At 63.2% G+C, this 20,629-nt stretch carries 20 protein-coding genes; 13 read left to right on the top strand and 7 right to left on the bottom strand.

Annotated features, from left to right (window positions below; translation table 11 throughout):
• Positions 1–46 precede the first annotated feature (46 nt).
• On the bottom strand, positions 47–2,422 hold the full coding sequence (locus QBK88_RS00245; protein ID WP_277960444.1) for a penicillin acylase family protein: 2,376 nt from the start codon (positions 2,420–2,422) through the stop codon (positions 47–49).
• A 22-nt stretch (positions 2,423–2,444) separates the two neighbouring features.
• Entirely contained in the window at positions 2,445–3,023 is a 579-nt protein-coding gene (locus QBK88_RS00250) for a DUF6436 domain-containing protein (RefSeq protein WP_277960445.1), read from the bottom strand.
• Positions 3,024–3,119: 96 nt separating this feature from the next.
• Here QBK88_RS00250 and QBK88_RS00255 point away from each other — a divergent pair, with 96 nt between their 5' ends.
• Positions 3,120–4,049: an alpha/beta hydrolase gene (locus QBK88_RS00255; RefSeq protein ID WP_277960446.1), complete on the top strand. Its 930-nt coding sequence runs from the start codon at positions 3,120–3,122 to the stop codon at positions 4,047–4,049.
• Between the two features lie 31 nt (positions 4,050–4,080).
• Here QBK88_RS00255 and QBK88_RS00260 read toward each other — a convergent pair whose 3' ends face one another.
• Positions 4,081–4,848 carry a DUF2059 domain-containing protein gene (locus QBK88_RS00260; protein WP_277960447.1) on the bottom strand — a complete coding sequence of 256 codons (768 nt, stop codon included), beginning with the start codon at positions 4,846–4,848 and terminating at the stop codon, positions 4,081–4,083.
• A 142-nt stretch (positions 4,849–4,990) separates the two neighbouring features.
• Here QBK88_RS00260 and QBK88_RS00265 point away from each other — a divergent pair, with 142 nt between their 5' ends.
• The 3 genes from QBK88_RS00265 (at position 4,991) to QBK88_RS00275 (ending at position 6,651) form a co-directional block, all read left to right on the top strand.
• A complete protein-coding gene (locus QBK88_RS00265; RefSeq protein ID WP_277960681.1) occupies positions 4,991–5,623 on the top strand; it encodes a 2OG-Fe(II) oxygenase in 633 nt (210 codons plus the stop codon).
• Position 5,624: 1 nt separating this feature from the next.
• Positions 5,625–6,113, top strand: coding sequence for a DUF523 domain-containing protein (locus QBK88_RS00270; RefSeq protein ID WP_277960448.1), 489 nt, complete (start codon positions 5,625–5,627; stop codon positions 6,111–6,113).
• Positions 6,114–6,213: 100 nt separating this feature from the next.
• Complete coding sequence (locus tag QBK88_RS00275) at positions 6,214–6,651, top strand: DUF4399 domain-containing protein (RefSeq protein ID WP_158154513.1); 438 nt, start codon at positions 6,214–6,216, stop codon at positions 6,649–6,651.
• 92 nt (positions 6,652–6,743) lie between these two features.
• Here QBK88_RS00275 and serA read toward each other — a convergent pair whose 3' ends face one another.
• Positions 6,744–7,973 carry a phosphoglycerate dehydrogenase gene (serA, locus tag QBK88_RS00280; protein ID WP_158157381.1) on the bottom strand — a complete coding sequence of 410 codons (1,230 nt, stop codon included), beginning with the start codon at positions 7,971–7,973 and terminating at the stop codon, positions 6,744–6,746.
• Between the two features lie 170 nt (positions 7,974–8,143).
• On the opposite strand from serA, the gene QBK88_RS00285 reads away from it, so the two are divergent.
• From QBK88_RS00285 to QBK88_RS00295, 3 genes are all read left to right on the top strand, one after another.
• Positions 8,144–9,538 (top strand): FAD-binding oxidoreductase, encoded by a 1,395-nt coding sequence (locus tag QBK88_RS00285; protein WP_277960449.1) that lies wholly within the window; start codon positions 8,144–8,146, stop codon positions 9,536–9,538.
• A 30-nt stretch (positions 9,539–9,568) separates the two neighbouring features.
• Complete coding sequence (locus QBK88_RS00290; RefSeq protein WP_277960450.1) at positions 9,569–10,234, top strand: fumarylacetoacetate hydrolase family protein; 666 nt, start codon at positions 9,569–9,571, stop codon at positions 10,232–10,234.
• 105 nt (positions 10,235–10,339) lie between these two features.
• Positions 10,340–11,266 (top strand): SdiA-regulated domain-containing protein, encoded by a 927-nt coding sequence (locus QBK88_RS00295; protein ID WP_277960451.1) that lies wholly within the window; start codon positions 10,340–10,342, stop codon positions 11,264–11,266.
• A 121-nt stretch (positions 11,267–11,387) separates the two neighbouring features.
• Here the strand turns inward: QBK88_RS00295 and rpiA are convergent, their stop codons facing one another.
• Positions 11,388–12,059, bottom strand: coding sequence for a ribose-5-phosphate isomerase RpiA (rpiA, locus tag QBK88_RS00300; RefSeq protein WP_268147254.1), 672 nt, complete (start codon positions 12,057–12,059; stop codon positions 11,388–11,390).
• A 123-nt stretch (positions 12,060–12,182) separates the two neighbouring features.
• Between rpiA and ilvA the strand changes: the two genes are divergently transcribed.
• Together ilvA and QBK88_RS00310 are read left to right on the top strand one after the other, a co-directional pair.
• Positions 12,183–13,697, top strand: coding sequence for a threonine ammonia-lyase, biosynthetic (gene ilvA, locus QBK88_RS00305; protein ID WP_277960452.1), 1,515 nt, complete (start codon positions 12,183–12,185; stop codon positions 13,695–13,697).
• A gap of 43 nt (positions 13,698–13,740) precedes the next feature.
• Positions 13,741–14,190 (top strand): DUF2269 family protein, encoded by a 450-nt coding sequence (locus QBK88_RS00310; RefSeq protein ID WP_268147258.1) that lies wholly within the window; start codon positions 13,741–13,743, stop codon positions 14,188–14,190.
• A gap of 98 nt (positions 14,191–14,288) precedes the next feature.
• On the opposite strand, the gene QBK88_RS00315 is transcribed toward QBK88_RS00310, so the two are convergent.
• On the bottom strand, positions 14,289–14,942 hold the full coding sequence (locus tag QBK88_RS00315; RefSeq protein ID WP_268147260.1) for a histidinol-phosphatase: 654 nt from the start codon (positions 14,940–14,942) through the stop codon (positions 14,289–14,291).
• Positions 14,943–15,083: 141 nt separating this feature from the next.
• Here QBK88_RS00315 and QBK88_RS00320 point away from each other — a divergent pair, with 141 nt between their 5' ends.
• Positions 15,084–15,563: an RNA pyrophosphohydrolase gene (locus QBK88_RS00320; protein WP_008364786.1), complete on the top strand. Its 480-nt coding sequence runs from the start codon at positions 15,084–15,086 to the stop codon at positions 15,561–15,563.
• Positions 15,564–15,585: 22 nt separating this feature from the next.
• On the top strand, positions 15,586–17,865 hold the full coding sequence (gene ptsP, locus QBK88_RS00325; protein WP_268147262.1) for a phosphoenolpyruvate--protein phosphotransferase: 2,280 nt from the start codon (positions 15,586–15,588) through the stop codon (positions 17,863–17,865).
• A 37-nt stretch (positions 17,866–17,902) separates the two neighbouring features.
• On the opposite strand, the gene QBK88_RS00330 is transcribed toward ptsP, so the two are convergent.
• The gene (locus tag QBK88_RS00330; protein ID WP_277960453.1) at positions 17,903–18,649 is read right to left on the bottom strand and encodes an NRDE family protein; all 747 of its coding nucleotides are present in this window, start codon (positions 18,647–18,649) and stop codon (positions 17,903–17,905) included.
• 209 nt (positions 18,650–18,858) lie between these two features.
• On the opposite strand from QBK88_RS00330, the gene lgt reads away from it, so the two are divergent.
• Together lgt and QBK88_RS00340 are read left to right on the top strand one after the other, a co-directional pair.
• The gene (lgt, locus tag QBK88_RS00335) at positions 18,859–19,671 is read left to right on the top strand and encodes a prolipoprotein diacylglyceryl transferase (RefSeq protein WP_158157401.1); all 813 of its coding nucleotides are present in this window, start codon (positions 18,859–18,861) and stop codon (positions 19,669–19,671) included.
• A 79-nt stretch (positions 19,672–19,750) separates the two neighbouring features.
• On the top strand, positions 19,751–20,584 hold the full coding sequence (locus QBK88_RS00340; protein WP_158157403.1) for a thymidylate synthase: 834 nt from the start codon (positions 19,751–19,753) through the stop codon (positions 20,582–20,584).
• Positions 20,585–20,629: the final 45 nt, after the last annotated feature.

A 20,629-nucleotide genomic window follows, 5' to 3' on the forward strand; every position in this document is an offset into this window, starting at 1 on the left:
AAGGCATTGCCATTTCCTGTGGAACCGGCAGGTCGTGGATAGCGTTCTACCTCGCCGGTACCAGGTTCAGGGTACTGACCGTTCCGTTGGCCACATCCGCCGGGTCAATCAGCACCTGATGGTATTTGCCATCGATGTAGTCCTGGGCCTGATCGTTGTAATGCGCATCGAACAGCACCCCGCTTTGCCCCACCGGGTTGATGGTGGTGGCATGGGCCGGGTCGGCGAAGTCGATGACACGACGGGTCGAAGGCCCATAGCTGACGTGCCACGGCGCAGGTCCCAGCCGCCCGGAAAGGTTGTTCGGTACCTCGTGGCTGCCCGGCGCCGCGAACGGGCCGATGTTGAACAAGCGGTCCAGCGGTTTCTGGCTGCCAAGCGGGTGTTCATGGGTCAGGGTATGAGCCTTGCCCCATTGCCATTGGCCAGGATCGTCGCCCAGGGTGGCCTTGAGTTGGCGAAGGGCATTGCCCCAGGCCAGTTTGACGATATCGGCGCGGGTCGCGTGGGCCGCCGAGGCGCGGTCAGTCCACCAGGGTGAATTGGCATCCGCTGCCAGGCGTGGCAGGGCCGTGTCCAGTTCACGGGTTGACAGCAGGGTATCGAACATTGCATCGCCAAGTTCATCATGCATGGCGGCATAGGTGAGGTCGTACAGAAATTCGCTGAAGACCGTGGCCGGGACCGAGTCCAGCGGGTAGTCGCCCTGCCAGCGCCCCAGTTGCTCCACCAGCACCTTTTCCCCGGGGTCGGTCACTACCTGGCGCAGCACGGGCAGCAATGGCGTCAGCACGCGCTGGGCGTAACCTGTGCGGGTGCCCAGTTGCAGGGCCTGGGCGTGGGCGCTATCCCATTTCACGCTGTTGTCGCTCAACTGGCTGGACAACTGCTGGCCACGATCGGCCAGGTTGTAATAACCGGGAATCTCGATGCCCTGCGGCGACACCGGCTGGAAGTTGGCGGAAACGATGAAGCCCCGGGCCGGGTTTTCTTCCTGGGGGTTTGCCGTGAAGGGGTAGAAGCCCAGCTTGTCGGCATCGTGGCCGCTGCCATCGAGAATGAACATCGGCTGTACCCCGGCCGGGCGGATGGGCAATTGCGCCGCCGCCCACCAGCCGATATCGCCCTTGGCATTGGCCCAGATGAAATTCAGGCCTGGCGCCTGCACCTTGACCGCCGCGCCGCGCATCTTGGCCAGCGTGTCGGCGCGGTTGATTTCGTAGAAACCTTCCAGAATGGGGTTCTCCGACTCCAGGAAGGACCACCACATGGCGATCGGCGTGGTGGGCGCGACTTTGCCCAGCGCATCGTTGACGATTGGCCCGTGGGGCGAACGACGCAGGGTGATGCTGACCGGTTCCTGGCCCTTGACCGCTATCTGTTCGCGGGTGGTCTGCAGGTCCACCCACTGGTCGTGGTACCAGACCTGGTTGGGGTTGGCCGGGTTGACCTTTTCGGCCACCAGGTCCAGGTCATCATTCTGGAACATGGTCAGGCTCCAGCCGAAGTCCTTGTTCTGCCCCAGAGTGGCGAAGGCCCCGAGGGCCTGATGGTAGCCATACAGGTCGAAGCCCGGCGCCGACAGGTGTGCCTCATACCATACCGACGGTACCGAAAAGCGGATGTGCGGGTCGCCCGCCAGCAGCGGTTTGCCGCTGGCGGTGCGCGTGCCGGCAATGGCCCACGCGTTGCTGCCTTCGAACTGTGGCAGGCCGGCTTCTTCCAGTACTTGCTGACTGACCCGGGCCACGCTATTCAGGCTTTTCCAGTCATCGGCGGCCAGCGGCAGCGCGCCCTGCGGGTGCCAGTCGATGTCGAAGACCTTCAGGTAATCGGCGCCCAGTTGGTCACGCACGAACGTCAGCATCGGCTCGGTGCGAAAGGCGGCGGCGAAGCTGTAGGCCATGTAGCCGGTGACGCTGAAGATGTCCTGGGCAGTGAACGGCCGCGGCGTGATGCCCAGCACATCGAACTCCACCGGCCGGGGGTGGCTGGCCTGGTACTGGTTGATGCCGTCCAGGTAGGCCTCGATCGCCAGCCAGCTGGGGGAGTTGCGGTCCTCACGGGCCAGGGCGACCTCGGCCTGGTCGCGAATGCGCAGGCTGCGGAACAGGGTATCGGTGGGCACCAGCTTGGGCCCCAGAACTTCGGCCAATTCGCCGCGGGCCAGGCGGCGCATCATTTCCATCTGGAACAGCCGGTCCTGAGCCTGCACGTAGCCCAGGGCGCGATACATGTCCGCCTGGTTCTGCGCCTGTATATGCGGCACGCCGCGCGCGTCATAGCGCACGCTGACGGCCGCCTGCAGGTGCTGCAGGGCCATTTCGCCGCTGCGCTGTGGCTGTTTGCCGTGGATGTACCAGCCAGTGCCGGCGGTTGCGGCCGTGATCAGGACAGCGAGGACGGTGAGGCTGCGTTTCATTGGAAATCCTTTTGATGCCGCGTCAGGGCCCGGCGCTATCCCACGCGCAGTAACAGCCTTGGGCCAGGGTGTGAGTGGCATTCACCGTGCGCCCTTCGGTCAGCGCCTTGAGAATGGGCTCGATGAAGCTGTTGCTTGAATCGCAGGTCGCGCCTTCGCTGTAGGGGCCGAAGTAGGCGAGCTGGCCTTTCTGGTCCCAGATTGCCACGGCGGGGCTGGCCGGCACGCCTTCGCTGCCATGGATGGCCGCAAGCGCCTTGAAACTGTCCAGATCGGCCGGTAGCTGGCCATGGCTGCCGGCTTTCTGCACGCTGTAGAAGCTCACGCCCTGGGGGCCAAAGTGAGCCTGAAGTTCGCTCAGGTGCTGCTGGTTGGCCACATTGCACGGGCAGGCGGGGTCCCAGAAATGCACCAGGCGAACCGGGCCTGGGCCGGCCAGCGCCGGGGGCAGTCGCAGGCGGTCGCCCTCGAAAAGTGTGGCGTGTTCGCTGAACGCTCGGATGTAGCGGGACTCGAACCACTCATAGGCCAGCCACAGGGTGGCCACGCAGATCAGGGCCAGCAAGGTGAGGAGCAGGGTTTTGCGGCGCGAGGCAGACATAAAGGCTCGACCCGGAACAGGACACCCAGCTTGCCATGCCCGGCCATACAGAAGAATATCGGAGGTGTGTTTATTCGCTTACCGCTGCGAGACCTTATGCCTGCCACGTTTCGGCCAGACGCGCTCCGCGCTGGTCTCAAGCCCCTGGCCGCCCGTGTGCCACTGTCCGAGGAGGCCAGGGCGTACCAGCGGTTCTATGGTATCGACCTGCCGTGCCAGACCTGGCTCGGCCGTTTCGAGGCGGCCGGTTATGAGCTGGTAAGCCAGGTATGGCTACCGCCATCACCGGTCGCGACATTGGTGTTGCTGCATGGCTTCTACGACCACATGGGCCTGTACCGGCATGTGATCCGCTGGGCGCTGGACCATGGTTTCGCGGTGATCTCCGGCGACCTGCCCGGCCACGGGCTGTCCAGCGGCGAGCGCGCGCGTATCGATGACTTCGACGACTATCAGGCCGCGCTGCATGGCCTGTTCGCGGAAGCCGCCAGCATCGGCCTGCCACAGCCCTGGCACCTGCTGGGGCAGAGCACCGGGGGCGCCATTGTCCTCGACCATTTGCTGTACCACGGCCTGGACAGCCCGGCCCAGGGCCAGGCGATTCTGCTGGCGCCGCTGGTGCGCCCGCGTGGCTGGCGCTGGTCCCAGGTCAGCTACCGGCTGCTCAGCCCCTTCGTCAGCGGCATTGCCCGGCGCTTCAGTGAAAACACCAACGACCCTGAATTCATGCCCTTCCTGCAGGCTGACCCGCTGCAGCCCATTCGCCTGCCAACTGCCTGGGTAGGCGCGCTGGTCAACTGGGTGCCGCGGATAGAAGCCGCGCCCGTCAGCACGCGCTCGCCGCTGATTGTGCAGGGCGATGCAGACATGACGGTGGATTGGGAGCACAACCTTGGTGTGCTGCAGGCCAAGTTTCGCAGCCCCCAGGTATTGATGCTGCCGGGGGCACGGCATCATTTGGCCAATGAAGTGGTGCCGATCAGGGAGCGATATTTTTCATTCGTGGATGAGTGGCTGGGGCGCTGACCCAATCATTTGGCTCCGCTCCTGAGTGGTCTCACGTTCCAGGCTTTGGCGGAGTGAGACTCGACGTACTCTGCCCCACCGCCAGACTGGCCCGCACTGCCGCCAACGCCGCCTTGTAATAGGCCTGCCCTTCGGGCGATTCGGCGAAGTTGGCGAATTCTTCCAGCTCCGGGTCCGACAGGTCGCGGTACACATACAACAGGGTGTTATCCAGTTCGGTACCGATCTGCCCCATCAGGCGCTGGCGCTGGCCGTCGAGCATGCCCTGGGCCTGGTCGCTGCCCAGCAGGCCGGGGATCATCTGGCTGAGGCTGTCGGCGGCGACGCCGGCGATGGCCAGGCTCACTTCGGCGCCGGCTTCGCGGGCGGGCAGGGCGCGGGACAAGTGGCCAATGATCAGTGCGCGGGTATCACTGACCTGCATATGGGGCAGGCCCTGGGCGTTCTTGGCCAGTTGGTCGCGGCGGGTGGCCAGCAATTCGGCGGCCACCACTTTGCGCCCCAGCGGCGACTGGAAAAAGGCCAGGGCCGGGCTCGGGTCGGCGAGGGTCTGGCGCAGCCGGGCCTCGGCGCGCTGGTCCATGGCCTGCGGGGCGAAACGCTGGTCGCTGTTATTGACCAACGCCTGGAATACCGCAGGGGGCAAACTGTTCTGGTAGCGCTGCTGGGCTGCTTTCAGGGCGTCGGTGAAATGCGCCCGCTGCTCTGGCCAGCCAGCGACCTTGTACAACTGGTCGTGACTGTCTGCCCACGCAGGCAGGGTGCAGCACATGATCAAAAGGAAAAACAAACGGCGCATCAGGGACTCCTGTCGGCAGGCCGCCATTGTCCGTGGCCGGGCAGGGCTTTGTCGAGAATTCGTGTCAAGCGTTGCAACATAATCGACGTGCTGCGCGTCGGGGGCCAAGTGGCTCTGTCCGTTTCGCAGGCACATGGATACTATGCGCGGCATGCAAATATCCTCTGATCATCCGCTGCTGCTCTCTATCGTCGACGACCTGGCCGAGCGCGGTTGGTCGCAACAGGATTTGTTCCTGCCCCACGACCTGACCGCAGCGCTGGCGGCCGAATGCCGGCAGCGCTCTGCCCAGGGCGAACTGGCGCCTGCCGCCGTCGGCCGTGGCCCTGCGCAGGAAATTCGCGAGGGTATTCGTGGCGACCGAATCCAGTGGCTGGAACCGGGCGAGTCGTCTGCCTGCGACCAATACCTGGAACTCATGGGCGCCCTGCGCGAGGCCCTTAACCGTGGGCTGTTCCTGGGGCTTGAGGATTTCGAGTGCCATTTCGCCCTCTACCCACCGGGTGCCTTTTACCGCAAGCACCTAGACCGCTTCCGCGATGATGACCGGCGCATGGTGTCGGCCGTCGTCTACCTCAACGAGGCCTGGGCCCCGGGGCATGGGGGCCAACTGCGTATGTACCTTGACCAGGAGCGCGAGCACGACGTTGCGCCGAGCGGCGGTTGCCTGGTGGTGTTCCTGTCGGGCGAAGTACCCCACGAAGTACTGCCGACCACGCGTGACCGCCTGTCGTTGACGGGCTGGTTCCGCCGCCGTGGCAACGAGCCATTCTGATATGCACAAGATTCTTGTCAGCCGCTGCCTGCTGGGCCACCGGGTTCGTTACGACGGCGGTGCCAGCGGCCCCTTCGACCAATTGGACCTGTGGCTGGCTGAAGACCGGGTGGTTGGCCTGTGTCCGGAGGTGGCCGGCGGCTTGCCGACCCCGCGCCCTGCTGCCGAGATTCCAGGTGGCCAGGGTGTGCGGGTGCTTGAAGGGCAGGCGCTGGTGCTGACAGAGGCGGGCGAGGACTTCACCGCTGCCTTCGTGCGCGGTGCCCAACTGGCGCTGCAAGCAGTGCGCCGGCATGGCATCCGCATCGCGGTACTGAAGGCCAACAGCCCGTCGTGCGGAAATGTGCTGACCTACGACGGGACGTTCACCGCCACCAAGGTGCAGGGGGAGGGGGTTACCGCGGCACTGTTGCGACGCGAAGGTGTGCAGGTGTTCAGTGAGTTGCAACTGGCTGAAGCGGCCCAGGCGCTGGCAGCCTTGGAAAAGTAGATGAAACCTGCTCTGGCACAGGCCTTACAGCGCGCCGCACCCTGACAAAATGGGCTAAGGTGTTTCCATACCAAACCGGAAACATATCCTGGAGCCCCCGATGAAATCTCTTTTTTGCCGTGCTGCCGTTGCTGGATTGCTGATGGGCGCCTCGTTGCTGGCCAGTGCCGACGACCTGAAAAGCGTCGAAGCCCCGGCAGGTGCCAAGGTGTTCATTGTTTCCCCCGCCGATGGCGCTACCGTCGACAAGACCTTCACCGTGAAATTCGGCATCGAAGGCATGAAACTGGCCCCGGCCGGTGACCCGACCCCGAACACCGGCCACCACCACCTGCTGGTGGACGTCGACCAGCAGCCACCGGCCGACCAGCCGCTGCCGGTGACGGACCATATCCTGCACTTCGGCAAGGCGCAGACCGAAACCACCTTGACCCTGGCCCCGGGCAAGCACACCCTGCAATTGCTGCTGGCGGACCGCTTCCATGTGCCGTTCAAGCCAGCGGTGGAATCGAAGAAAATCACCGTTACCGTCAAATAGCGTGCTTCCTGGTCCGCTGCAGGACCAGGCGACACGGCATGAAAGCAGAAAGGGAGGCCCGAGGGCCTCCCTTTCTCATGACGCAGGTTTGCTTAGAACAGCACGCGGCTACGGATGGTGCCGTTGATCTGTTGCAGCTTGGCCTGGGCCAGGTCCGAGTATTCGGCGTCGACGTCGATGACCACGTAACCGACTTTCTCGTTGGTCTGCAGGAACTGACCGGAGATGTTGATGCCGTTCTCGGCGAACACCTTGTTGATCTCGCTGAGCACGCCCGGGATGTTTTCGTGGATGTGCAGCAGGCGGTGCTTGCCCGGGTGAGCCGGCAGGGCCACTTCCGGGAAGTTGACCGACGACACCGAGGTACCGTTGTCGCTGTACTTGACCAGCTTCTCTGCCACTTCCAGGCCGATGTTGGCCTGGGCCTCGGCGGTGGAGCCACCGATGTGCGGGGTCAGGATCACGTTGTCCAGGCCGCGCAGCGGGCTTTCGAAGATGTCGTCGTTGGAGCGTGGCTCCACCGGGAACACGTCGATGGCCGCGCCGATCAGGTGCTGGTCCTTGATGGCGGCTGCCAAGTGGTCCAGCTCGACCACGGTGCCACGGGCAGCGTTGATCAGGATGCCGCCTTTCTTGATGGCGCGGATTTCCTTCTCGCCGATCATCCACTGGGTGGCGGCGGTTTCAGGTACGTGCAGCGAGACGATGTCGGACATGCCCAGCAGTTCGGTCAGGCTGGCTACCTGGGTAGCGTTGCCCAGCGGCAGCTTGGTGATGGTGTCATAGAAGAACACCTGCATGCCCAGGCCTTCAGCCAGTACCGACAGTTGGGTACCGATGGAGCCGTAGCCGACGATGCCCAGCTTCTTGCCACGGATCTCGAAGGAGTTGGCCGCGCTCTTGATCCAGCCACCACGGTGGCAGGAAGCGTTCTTCTCGGGGATGCCGCGCAGCAGCAGGATGGCCTCGGCCAGCACCAGTTCGGCTACCGAACGGGTATTGGAGTATGGCGCGTTGAACACGGCGATACCGCGCTCGCGGGCCGCGTCCAGGTCAACCTGATTGGTGCCGATGCAGAAGCAGCCGACAGCGACCAGTTTTTTCGCACAATCGAAGAGCTCTTCGGTCAGCTGGGTACGGGAGCGGATACCGATGAAGTGAGCATCGGCGATCTTTTCCTTCAGCTCGGCCTCGGGCAGCGACTTGGTGTGGTATTCGATATTCGAATACCCGGCGGCCTTGAGGACGTCGACGGCGGATTGGTGGACGCCTTCGAGAAGAAGGAACTTGATCTTGCTCTTATCGAGAGAAGTCTTGCTCATCTGCGTAAACCTGTGTCCCGGAGAAAAATGGCAGGAAGTGAAGCTGTCGCGGATCGGCCGGAAGCACGATTAGCGGGGGGGCGTATGCTAGCATATCCCCCCCTTGGTAAGCCCATCCCTGGGACGTGAAGTGTTCTCAGGGTGACTATGAACAGTTCGAGAGTTCAGCAATGACCCATTCTGCGTTTCTTGAAGAGCTTCACACCCTGGTCGACCCCGGCAAGGTACTCACCGACGCCGATTCTCTCGAGGCTTACGGCAAGGACTGGACGAAACAATTCGCCCCGGCCCCCAGCGCCATCGTGTTTCCCAAGACCACCGAACAGGTTCAGGCCATCGTGCGCTGGGCCAACGCCCACAAGGTCGCGCTGGTGCCCTCCGGCGGGCGTACCGGCCTGTCCGCGGCGGCGGTCGCCACCAACGGCGAGGTGGTGGTGTCGTTCGACTATATGAACAGAATCGGTGCCGTGGACACCGTTGATCGGACAGTGGTGTGCCAGCCTGGGGTCGTCACCAAGCAATTGCAGAACCTGGCCAAGGACCACGACCTCTACTACCCGGTAGACTTCGCCTCTTCGGGTTCCAGCCAGATTGGCGGCAATATCGGCACCAATGCCGGCGGGATCAAGGTGATTCGCTACGGCATGACCCGTAACTGGGTGGCTGGCCTGAAAGTGGTGACCGGCAAGGGTGACCTGCTGGAATTGAACAAGGACCTGATCAAGAACGCTACCGGCTACGATATGCGCCAGCTGTTCATAGGGGCCGAAGGCACCCTGGGCTTCGTGGTCGAAGCCACCATGCGCCTGGACCGGGCCCCGAAGAACCTGACCGCCATGGTGCTGGGCACACCGGACTTTGATTCGATCATGCCGGTGCTGCATGCGTTTCGCGGCAGACTGGACCTGACTGCCTTCGAATTTTTCTCGGACAAGGCATTGGCCAAAGTCATGGCCCGCGGTGATGTGCCGCCACCGTTCAGCACCGACTGCCCGTTCTATGCCCTGCTGGAGTTCGAGGCCACTACCGAGCACGTCTCCAACGAAGCGTTGGCCACGTTCGAACACTGCGTCGAGCAGGGTTGGGTCATCGACGGGGTGATGAGCCAGAGCGAGCAACAACTGGCGAACCTGTGGAAACTGCGCGAGTACATCTCCGAAACCATCTCGCACCGCACCCCCTACAAAAACGACATCTCGGTCACCGTCGCGCAGGTACCGGCGTTTCTTAAGGAAATTGACGCGATCGTCAGCGAAAGCTACCCGGACTTCGAAGTGGTCTGGTACGGCCACATCGGTGACGGCAACCTGCACCTCAATATCCTCAAGCCTGAAGACCTGGACAAGGAAGCGTTCTTCGCCAAGTGCGTGAGCGTCAACAAGGCGGTATTCGAGACTGTGCAGAAGTACAACGGCTCGATCTCGGCCGAGCACGGTGTGGGCCTGGTCAAGCGTGACTACCTGAACTACAGCCGCAGCGAAGCGGAAATCCAGTACATGAAAGCCCTGAAGGTGGTGTTCGACCCCAACGGCATCATGAACCCGGGCAAGATCTTTGCTGTTTGATTCGCAGTTTTCCCATCAAGGAGTCGGGCAATGAGCTATCAACACCAATACCTCGACGGTACCCATATTCATTTTCCGGTGGGCAAGGTGGTGTGCATCGGGCGCAACTACGCCGAGCACGCCAAGGAACTCAACAACCCCGTGCCCACCGAACCGCTGTTGTTCATCAAGCCGGGCAGTTGCGTGGTGCCGACCGAAGGCGGGTTCAAGATCCCCACCGACCGGGGGGCGGTGCATTACGAAGCGGAAATCGCCGTGCTGCTGGGCAAGCCCCTGTCCACCAGGCCCACGGAAGAAGAAGTGCTGGATGCCATTTCCGGTTTCGCTCCGGCCCTGGACCTGACTCTGCGTGACGTGCAGAGCAAGCTCAAGGAAAAAGGCCTGCCATGGGAGCTGGCCAAGGCGTTCGATGGCGCCTGTGTGCTGGCCCCGTTCGTGGTGGGGAGTACTTTCCCGGACGTGACCGACATCCCGATCCGCCTGACCATCAACGGTGAAGTGCGCCAGGACGGCAACAGCAACCTGATGCTCAACCCCATCGTGCCGATGATCCAGTACATGGCGGCCAACTTCTCGCTGCTGGCCGGCGACGTGATTCTGACCGGCACGCCGGCCGGGGTGGGGGCACTGAACCCAGGCGATGAGCTGGTGCTAGAGCTGCCGGGAGCCAGTCGTTTCGAGACCGTTGTGGGCTGACGGCCAGGCTTTTGCTTTTTTTTCACACGTCATCCGGATAATACGGCTTAATCACCCTGCGCGCCTTCGCGCCCAGGGTTGCCGTATTCTCAGGAAGATATCGACATGGCCGTACCCCCCTCTCTTTCCCCGGCTGCGCACGAGCGCAAGCCGCGCCTCATGACGCGCTGGTATGTCTGGCTGCTGTTGGTCGTCGCTGCCTACGCTGTCGCCGCGGTCATGCACTGGGACACCCGGGTCAAACTCTGGGTGGTGGAGCGCATGACCCCGCAGGCCCAGCGCGATGCGGCCGTATGGTTGCCCGGCTATCGCGCCTTCATCGACGGCAAGGCGCTGCCCGGCATGGAGAAGGACGAAGCCTCTGACCTGACGTACAACCCCGACACCAGGACGCTGTTCTCGGTGATGGGCAAGAACGCCTTTCTGGTGGAGTTGAACCTGGAAGGCGACGTGCTGCGCAAGATGCCGCTCAAGGGCTGGTCGAACCCTGAAGGGGTGGCGTACATCGGCGGGGGCCGCATGGCCATTACCGATGAGCGCCAGCACCTGATGACGGTGGTCAAGGTGACCGCGGACACTCAGGCATTGACCTTGGCCGATTGGCCGCAATTCGACCTGGGCCCATCGGCGAATCAGAACAAAGGTTATGAAGGCATTGCCTGGGACCCGCGCCGCGGGCAGTTGCTGCTGGGCGAAGAGCGCCCGGCAGCCATGTACAGTCTGAAAGTCGATGCCAATGGGCAATGGCAGGGCGACAAGGTCAAGTTGCCGTTCAGCACGTTGAACCTGCGCAACCTGTCTTCCCTGGGCATCGACCCGCGTACGGGCAATACCCTGGTGTTGTCGGCGGATTCGCACATGCTGCTGGAGCTGGACCCAACCGGGCGGCAGGTCAGCTACATGACGTTGCTGGGCGGCCTGAACGGCCTGAAAGACACCGTACCGCGCGCAGAAGGCGTGGCCATGGATGAAAGCGGCACTATCTACATGGTCAGCGAACCGAACCTGTTCTACGTGTTCCGCAAGTTCTGAGTATCGCTTGGACCGCTGTGGGGCCGGGCGACGCTCGGGAAAAAGGCAGCACGGTGCATCTGGTGTTGCGCTGTGGCTTCTTCCCGAGCTTCGTCCGGCCCCACGGGCGGAGGTGGCGGCATTACTGGGTGAGGGTTTTCACGCCTTCCGGGGTGCCCAGCAACAGCAGGTCGGCCGGCCGCGAGGCGAACAGGCCATTGGTGACCACGCCGACGATGGCGTTGATCTGCACTTCCAGGGCTACCGGGTCGGTGATGTGCATGTTGTGCACGTCCAGGATGATGTTGCCGTTGTCGGTCACAACCCCTTCACGGTACACCGGGTCGCCGCCCAGCTTCACCAGCTGGCGCGCCACATGGCTGCGGGCCATGGGAATGACTTCCACCGGCAGCGGGAAAGCGCCCAGCACCGGCACCAGCTTGCTGCCATCGGCGATGCAGATGAACGTCTTGGCCACGGCCGCGACGATCTTCTCGCGGGTCAGGGCCGCGCCGCCGCCCTTGATCAGGTTCAGGTGTTCATCGCTCTCGTCGGCGCCGTCGATGTAGAACTCCAGGTCGCTGACGGTGTTCAGTTCATAAACCGGAATGCCATGGCCCTTGAGGCGCGCAGCGGTGGCTTCGGAGCTGGCAACGGCGCCGTCGAAGGCACCCTTGTGCTGGGCCAGGGCATCGATGAAGCAGTTGGCGGTCGAACCGGTGCCGACGCCGACGATGCTCTTGTCGTCCAGCTTGGGCAGAATGAAGTCGACAGCAGCCTGGGCGACGGCCTGTTTGAGTTGGTCCTGGGTCATGCGGGCTCCGGAGCGGGCACAAAGTAGCGGGGGAAGGGCGGCATTATACCCCTTTGCTGTGGTCCTTGGCTGGAACGCTGGGGTAGACTCACAGGTCTTGCTCAACCGCCAGTGATGCTTCCGATGCTCGAACAGTACGTTAAGAAGATCCTCACCTCGCGCGTCTACGACGTCGCCGTGGAAACCCCCCTGCAGGCCGCCGGCCAGCTGTCCAAACGCCTTGGCAACCAGATCCTGCTCAAGCGTGAAGACCTGCAGCCGGTGTTTTCCTTCAAGATTCGCGGCGCCTACAACAAGCTGGCGCAGTTGAGCGACGAAGAACGTGCCCGTGGCGTGGTCACCGCCTCGGCTGGCAACCACGCCCAGGGCCTGGCCCTGGCGGCCCGGGAAATGGGGGTGAAAGCCACCATCGTGATGCCCAAGACCACCCCCGAGATCAAGGTCGAGGGCGTGCGCTCGCGCGGCGGCAAGGTCGTGTTGCATGGCGACTCCTTCCCCGAGGCGCTGGCCTATTCGCTGAAGCTGGTAGACGAAAAGGGCTACGTCTATATCCACCCTTATGACGACCCGCACACCATTGCCGGCCAGGGCACCGTGGCCATGGAGATCCTGCGCCAGCACCCGGGCAAGCTGGATGCCATCTTCGTGCCGGTGGGTGGCGGTGGCTTGATCGCCGGCATCGCGGCCTACGTGAAGTACCTGCGCCCGGAGATCAAGATCATCGGCGTGGAACCCGACGACTCCAACTGCCTGCAAGCGGCCATGGCCGCGGGCGAGCGGGTGGTGTTGCCGTCCGTCGGCATCTTCGCCGACGGCGTGGCCGTGGCCCAGATCGGCCAGCACACCTTCGACATCTGCAAGGACCATGTGGACGACGTGATCACCGTCAGCACCGACGAGATCTGCGCGGCCATCAAGGACATCTACGACGACACCCGCTCCATCACCGAGCCCGCTGGCGCCCTGGGCGTGGCCGGTATCAAGAAATACGTGGAGCTGCACGGCGTCAGCGGCCAGACCCTGGTGGCCATCGATTCGGGTGCCAACGTCAACTTCGATCGCCTGCGCCACGTGGCCGAGCGTGCCGAGCTGGGTGAAGGCCGCGAAGCCATCATCGCGGTGACCATCCCCGAGCGCCCGGGTAGCTTCAAGGCCTTCTGCGAGGCCATTGGCAAGCGCCAGATCACCGAATTCAACTACCGCTACCACACCGGCCGTGAAGCGCATATCTTCGTTGGCGTGCAGACCCACCCCGACACCGACCCGCGCTCGGCGCTGGTGGCCAGCCTTGCCGAACAGGGCTTCCCGGTGCTGGACCTGACCGACAACGAGCTGGCCAAGCTGCATATCCGCCACATGGTGGGCGGCCACGCGGTGCAGGTCAGCGACGAGATGGTCATGCGTTTCGAGTTCCCGGAGCGCCCGGGTGCCCTGTTCAACTTCCTCAACAAGCTGGGCGGGCGCTGGAACATCTCCATGTTCCATTACCGCAACCACGGTGCCGCTGATGGGCGCGTGGTAGCAGGCTTGCAGGTACCGGCCCACGAACGTGGCCAGGTGGCCGCGGCCCTGGAGGAAATCGGCTACCCGTTCTGGGACGAAACCGACAACCCGGCGTATCGGCTGTTCCTCGGCTGACTGCTAGGCTGTACAGCATCGCCACACGCACAGGAGCTGCCCCATGGAAACCCTGAGCCTGCTGAAAATGCTCCATGGCATCGCTACCGCTCTGCTGCTGGGCAGCGTGGCGGCGGTGCTGTTCCAGACCTGGCGCGGTTGGCGCGCCGGCAACAAGTCGGCCTTCGCCCAGACCCTGCAACGCCCATGGCTGTATGCCTGGGTGCTGATGGGGCTGAGCGTGGCGAGCTTTCCGTTCACCGGCTGGTGGATGATGCACACCGTGGGCTGGCCGCTGGGCCAGGCCTGGCTGCTGGGCGGCTCGGTGCTGTACGTGGTGGGGGTGTTCGGTTTTCTGCTGTTGCTGCGCCGCACCATCCGCTGGCGCCAGGCCGCGGCGGCCTATAACCAGGTACAGGTGGTGCGTCAGCGCAAACTGGCGACGGTGTTCGCCGGCGTGTCGCTGGTGGTGCTGGTGGCCATTCTGGTGTTGATGCTGGCCAAACCTGTCTAAAGCGGTGGTGTCCTGTTCCCGAGCTTCGCCCGGTCCTGCAGACGTCATGGCAATCCGTGCAGGAGCGGGCGAGGCTCGGGACGCAGGCACCGCCGATCTCAACGCAGGGACATGATCTTCCAGCCGCGACGCTCAGCCTCGGCCAGCAAGTTCGGGTCAGCATCCACAACCACCGGGTTCGCGACTTTCTCCAGCAGGGGCAAGTCGTTCATCGAGTCGCTATAGAAATAGCTGCCCTGCAGGTCGAACCCGTTCTCTTCCATCCAGCGGTTGAGCCGCGCCACCTTGCCTTCGCGGAAACACGGCACGTCGGTGCTGCGCCCGGTATAGCGGCCATCGACCATCTCGCACTCGGTGGCCAACAGCGTGTCCACACCCAGGCGTTCGGCGATGGGGCCAGTCACGAAGCGGTTGGTCGCCGTGATGATCAGCAGCTTGTCGCCGGCATCACGGTGCTGCTGCAGCAGCGCCAGGGCCTTGGGCAGAATGATCGGTTCGATGCAGTCGCGCATGAAGTCGGCATGCCACTCGGCCAGTTGCGCCATCTCGGTGGCGGCCAGAATCTCCAGGCTGAAGTTCAGGTAGTCGGTCAGGTTCAGCTTGCCGGCCAGGTAGTCCTGGTAGAACCCATCGTTGCGGTTCTTGTATTCCACCGGGTCGAGGATGCCGCGCTCGCACAGGTAATCGCCCCAGGCATGGTCACTGTCGCCACCAAGCAGGGTATTGTCGAGGTCGAATAAAGCCAGGCGCATGGAAGTTACTCGTCTAAAAACTGGAAAAGGCCCACAGAATACGGACTTTTCACAACAGTGCACATAAGGTATGCGGGTGCGTTGCTGCCTTGACGATCTTTGTGGAACAATGCCAAGACATGCGTTTGCGAGGTTGCTGCCGTGATCGACCCCGATGGTTTCCGTCCCAATGTCGGCATTATTCTGACCAATGATGCCGGACAGGTGCTATGGGCTCGTCGTATCAATCAGGATGCCTGGCAGTTTCCCCAGGGGGGCATCAACCCTCAGGAGACGCCGGAAGAGGCCTTGTACCGCGAGTTGAATGAAGAAGTGGGGCTGGAGCGACAAGATGTTGAAATTCTTGCCTGCACCCGCGGCTGGTTGCGTTATCGTTTACCTCAACGCCTGGTGCGTACCCACAGCCAACCGCTGTGCATCGGGCAGAAGCAGAAGTGGTTTCTCTTGCGCCTGGTGTCCAACGAGCAGCGCGTGAGAATGGATTTGACCGGTAAACCGGAGTTCGATGGCTGGCGTTGGGTCAGCTATTGGTACCCGCTGGGCCAGGTGGTGACATTCAAGCGCGAGGTGTATCGCCGCGCTCTCAAAGAGCTTGCCCCGCGCCTGCTGGCGCGCGACTGACGACGGAGTTCGACCCCGAGCCATGCTCAATACGCTGCGCAAGATCGTCCAGGAAGTCAACTCCGCCAAGGATCTCAAGACGGCGTTGGGGATCATTGTGCTGCGTGTCAAAGAGGCCATGGGCAGTCAGGTCTGCTCGGTCTACCTGCTCGACCCGGAAACGAACCGCTTCGTGCTGATGGCCACCGAAGGCTTGAACAAGCGCTCCATCGGCAAGGTCAGCATGGCGCCCAACGAGGGCCTGGTGGGCCTGGTGGGCACGCGCGAAGAACCGCTGAACCTGGAAAACGCCGCCGACCACCCCCGTTACCGCTACTTCGCCGAGACTGGCGAGGAGCGCTTCGCCTCCTTCCTGGGCGCGCCGATCATTCACCACCGTCGCGTGGTAGGGGTGTTGGTCATCCAGCAAAAGGAGCGCCGTCAGTTCGACGAGGGCGAAGAAGCCTTCCTGGTCACCATGAGCGCGCAATTGGCCGGCGTTATCGCCCATGCTGAGGCCACCGGTTCGATCCGGGGCCTGGGCCGCCAGGGCAAGGGCATTCAGGAAGCCAAATTCGTTGGCGTACCTGGGTCGCCAGGCGCGGCGGTGGGTACTGCGGTGGTCATGCTGCCGCCAGCTGACCTGGAAGTGGTGCCGGACAAGACTGTCACCGACATCACCGCCGAGCTGCAGCTGTTCCAGACCGCCCTGGAAGGGGTTCGCCATGACATGCGCACACTTTCGGCGAAATTGGCTACCCAATTGCGCCCGGAAGAGCGCGCACTGTTCGACGTCTACCTGATGATGCTCGACGACGCTTCCCTGGGCAGCGAGGTGACCAATGTCATCAAGACCGGCCAGTGGGCCCAGGGCGCGTTGCGCCAGGTCGTCACCGAGCACGTCAACCGTTTCGAATTGATGGACGATGCCTACCTGCGCGAGCGGGCCTCGGACGTCAAGGACCTGGGCCGCCGCCTGCTGGCCTACCTGCAGGAAGCCCGGCAACAGACCCTGGTGTACCCGGACAATACCATCCTGATCAGCGAAGAACTGTCCCCGGCCATGCTCGGTGAAGTGCCTGAAGGCAAGCTGGTGGGGCTGATCTCGGTGCTGGGTTCGGGTAACTCCCACGTCGCGATCCTGGCTCGGGCCATGGGTATCCCGACGGTGATGGGCCTGGTGGACCTGCCGTATTCCAAGGTCGACGGCATTCAGATGATCGTCGATGGCTACAAGGGCGAGGTCTACACCAACCCCAGCGAAGTGCTGGCGAAGCAGTACGCTGATGTCGTCGAGGAAGAGCGCCAACTGGCCCAGGGCCTCGATGCCCTGCGTGAACTGCCTTGCGTGACCCTGGACGGCCATCGCATGCCGTTGTGGGTGAACACCGGCCTGCTGGCCGACGTCGCCCGTGCCCAGCAGCGCGGCGCCGAAGGCGTCGGCCTGTACCGCACCGAAGTGCCGTTCATGATCAACCAGCGTTTCCCCAGCGAGAAGGAACAGCTGGCCATTTACCGCGAGCAACTGGCTGCCTTCCACCCGCTGCCGGTGACCATGCGCAGCCTGGACATTGGCGGTGACAAGTCGCTCTCGTACTTCCCCATCAAGGAAGACAACCCATTCCTGGGCTGGCGCGGCATTCGCGTCACCCTCGACCACCCGGAAATTTTCCTGGTGCAAACTCGCGCGATGCTCAAGGCCAGCGAGGGCTTGAACAACCTGCGCATTCTGCTGCCGATGATTTCTGGTACCCATGAAACCGAAGAAGCCTTGCACCTGATCCACCGGGCCTGGGGCGAAGTGCGCGACGAAGGCACTGACGTGCCGATGCCGCCGGTGGGCGTGATGGTGGAAATTCCCGCGGCGGTGTACCTGACCCGCGAGCTGGCGCGCCAAGTCGACTTTCTGTCGGTGGGCTCCAACGACCTGACCCAATACTTGTTGGCCGTGGACCGAAACAATCCTCGGGTAGCCGACCTGTACGATTATCTGCACCCCGCGGTGCTGCAAGCCCTTCAGCACGTGGTCACCGAAGCCCATGCCGAAGGCAAGCCGGTGAGCATCTGCGGCGAGATGGCCGGCGACCCGGCGGCCGCGGTGTTGTTGATGGCCATGGGCTTTGACAGCCTGTCGATGAACGCCACCAACTTACCCAAGGTCAAATGGATGCTGCGCCAGGTCAGCCTGGCCAAGTCCAAGGAACTGCTGGCGCAGTTGATGAAAATCGACAACCCGCAGGTTATCCACAGCTCGCTGCAACTGGCCCTGAAAAACCTGGGGCTGGCGCGCATGATCAACCCCGCCGCGCCCAAGACGCTTTAATCGGCTGCGCCAGGTCCCACAAGGGATTGGGGATGGTTCACAAGGCCAGGTCCACCTCGCCGAGCGCACCGCCATACGGCCCGAAGCTGCGCTCCACGATGCGCCGTGACCCATCGGCCCGCACGATCAACGCCGTGCTGGCGCGGGTGCCATAGGTGGGGCTGGCGATAAACACGCTGGACAGCAACGATTCCGTGGCCAGGCCCACGCCGGTATCCGGTAGCTCGGCGTCCGCGGCGCGGGCGCTGTCTTTCAAGATCTCCAGCAACTGCTCGGGCTGCGGGTCATTCAGCCGCTCGGCCAGTGCTGCGCGAGCCTTCAACAGCTTCGGCCAAGGGGTATCCAAGCCCGCATTGGACAGCCCATACACCCCTGTGGATAAATCCACCGCCCGCCGCTCGCGCTGATTGAAGTAGCACAGCCTTTCTGCAGCCCCCAGCAACAGGTTGAACCCTGAATACTCCGCGGCCCGGCTGCCCACGTCATCCAGGTAGTCGTCGATGCCGACGCTACTGGTCAGAAAACGCGCTACCAGGTCACCGCGCGAGCGCCTTCCTGCTGGTTGCCCGGGGTCGCGAATGTTGGTCAGCGCCGCGAACCTGCCGTCACTTCCCAATCCCAGCCAGGTGCCCCCAGCCTCCAGGTCGCGCCCGGCCCAGACGCCTTCGGCATCGGGCCATTGGCCCAGCGGCTGGCTGGGGCGGGCGTAGAATTCGTCGCGGTTGGCCGCCAGCACCAGCGGCACAGGGTGCCCGGGGCGCCAGGCGAATACGATCAAGCACATGAGGTTGGCCTTGTGTTCACGGTTGCACTCCATCCCGTCACAGTAGAGGCAAATGCCCCCATCCGTTACCATGCGCTCCAGTTTTCGCTGACACAAGTTTCATGGCAGCGGGCAGGCGGGCGGGGCATAGTCTCTGGTTTTCCTGGCCGCCGTGGCCATTCGGGAACGCCAGGGGCGATCCTGCCGCCTGTTCAAGTCAAGGAGTTGCAATGCTGCCTTACCCGCAGATCGACCCGGTGGCCGTCGCCATCGGACCGCTTCAAATCCACTGGTACGGCCTGATGTACCTGATCGGCATCGGCAGTGCCTGGCTGCTGGCCTCCAGCCGCCTGAACCGCTTCGACCCCACCTGGACCAAGGAGAAGCTCTCCGACCTGGTGTTCTGGTGTGCCATGGGCGTGATCGTCGGTGGGCGTCTGGGCTACGTGCTGTTCTATGACCTGAAGGTGTATATCGACAACCCCACGCTTATCTTCGAAGTGTGGAAAGGCGGCATGGCGTTCCATGGCGGCCTGATCGGCGTGATGCTGGCCACCTGGTGGTTCGGCCGCAAGAACGGCAAGTCGTTCTTCGAGCTGATGGACTTCATTGCTCCGCTGGTACCCATTGGCCTGGGCGCCGGGCGCATCGGCAACTTCATCAACGGCGAGTTGTGGGGCAAGCCTACCGACGTGCCGTGGGCGATGATCTTCCCGCCGCTGAGCGACCCGGCCCAGTTGCCGCGCCACCCGTCGCAGCTGTACCAGTTCGCCCTGGAAGGCGTGGCGCTGTTCATCATCCTTTGGCTGTTCTCGCGCAAACCGCGCCCGACCATGGCCGTTTCCGGCATGTTCGCGCTGTTCTACGGTATTTTCCGTTTCATCGTCGAGTTCGTCCGCGTGCCGGATGCCCAGCTGGGCTACCTGGCCTTCGGTTGGGTCACCATGGGCCAGATCCTCTGCATCCCGATGATCCTCGGTGGGCTAGGCTTGATCTGGTGGGCCTACAACCGGCCCGCCGCGCCGAAAAGCGCCGCGGTGTGATTGACGGGCGGGGCGCAGGCCCCGCCTTTTTCTTTTTCTGTAAACGGTCGCGTCTGCTGGCGACCGACTTGAGGCCCCAATGAAAGCGTACCTGGATCTCCTGACCGATGTGATCACCAACGGCGTGGGCAAGGGCGATCGCACTGGCACCGGCACCAAGGCCGTCTTCGCCCGCCAGTTCCGCCACAACCTGGCCAACGGTTTTCCGTTGTTGACCACCAAGAAGCTGCACTTCAAGAGCATCGCCAACGAGCTGATCTGGATGCTCAGTGGTAACACCAACGTGAAGTGGCTGAACGAGAATGGCGTGACCATCTGGGACGAGTGGGCGACCGAAAGCGGCGACCTGGGCCCGGTGTACGGTGAGCAGTGGACGGCGTGGCCGACCAAGGACGGCAAGACCATCAACCAGATCGACTACATGGTCGAGACCCTGAAGAACAACCCCAACAGCCGCCGCATCCTGTTCCACGGTTGGAACGTGGAATACCTGCCCGACGAGTCCAAGAGCCCGCAGCAGAATGCGCTGGAAGGTCGCCAGGCCTTGCCGCCGTGCCACCTGCTGTACCAGGCCTTCGTGCATGAAGGGCACCTGTCGATGCAGTTGTACATCCGCAGCTCCGATGTGTTCCTGGGCCTGCCCTACAACACCGCGGCCCTGGCCTTGCTGACCCATATGCTGGCCCAGCAGTGCGACCTGATTCCCCACGAGATCATCGTCACCACGGGCGACACCCATGCGTACGCCAACCACATGGAACAGATCCAGACCCAACTGGCCCGCGAGCCGCGCGCACTGCCAACGCTGAACATCAAGCGCAAGCCAGCGTCGATCTACGACTACAAGTTCGAAGACTTCGAAATCGTTGGTTACGACCCGCATCCGGGCATCAAGGCGCCGGTCGCCATCTGACAGTCGGTCAGGGCCGTGCCGCGCCCGACCCCGCAAGGGCGCGGC

The sequence above is a fragment of the Pseudomonas sp. RIT-To-2 genome (assembly GCF_029623465.1).
GTDB classification, from domain to species: Bacteria; Pseudomonadota; Gammaproteobacteria; order Pseudomonadales; family Pseudomonadaceae; genus Aquipseudomonas; species Aquipseudomonas silvicola.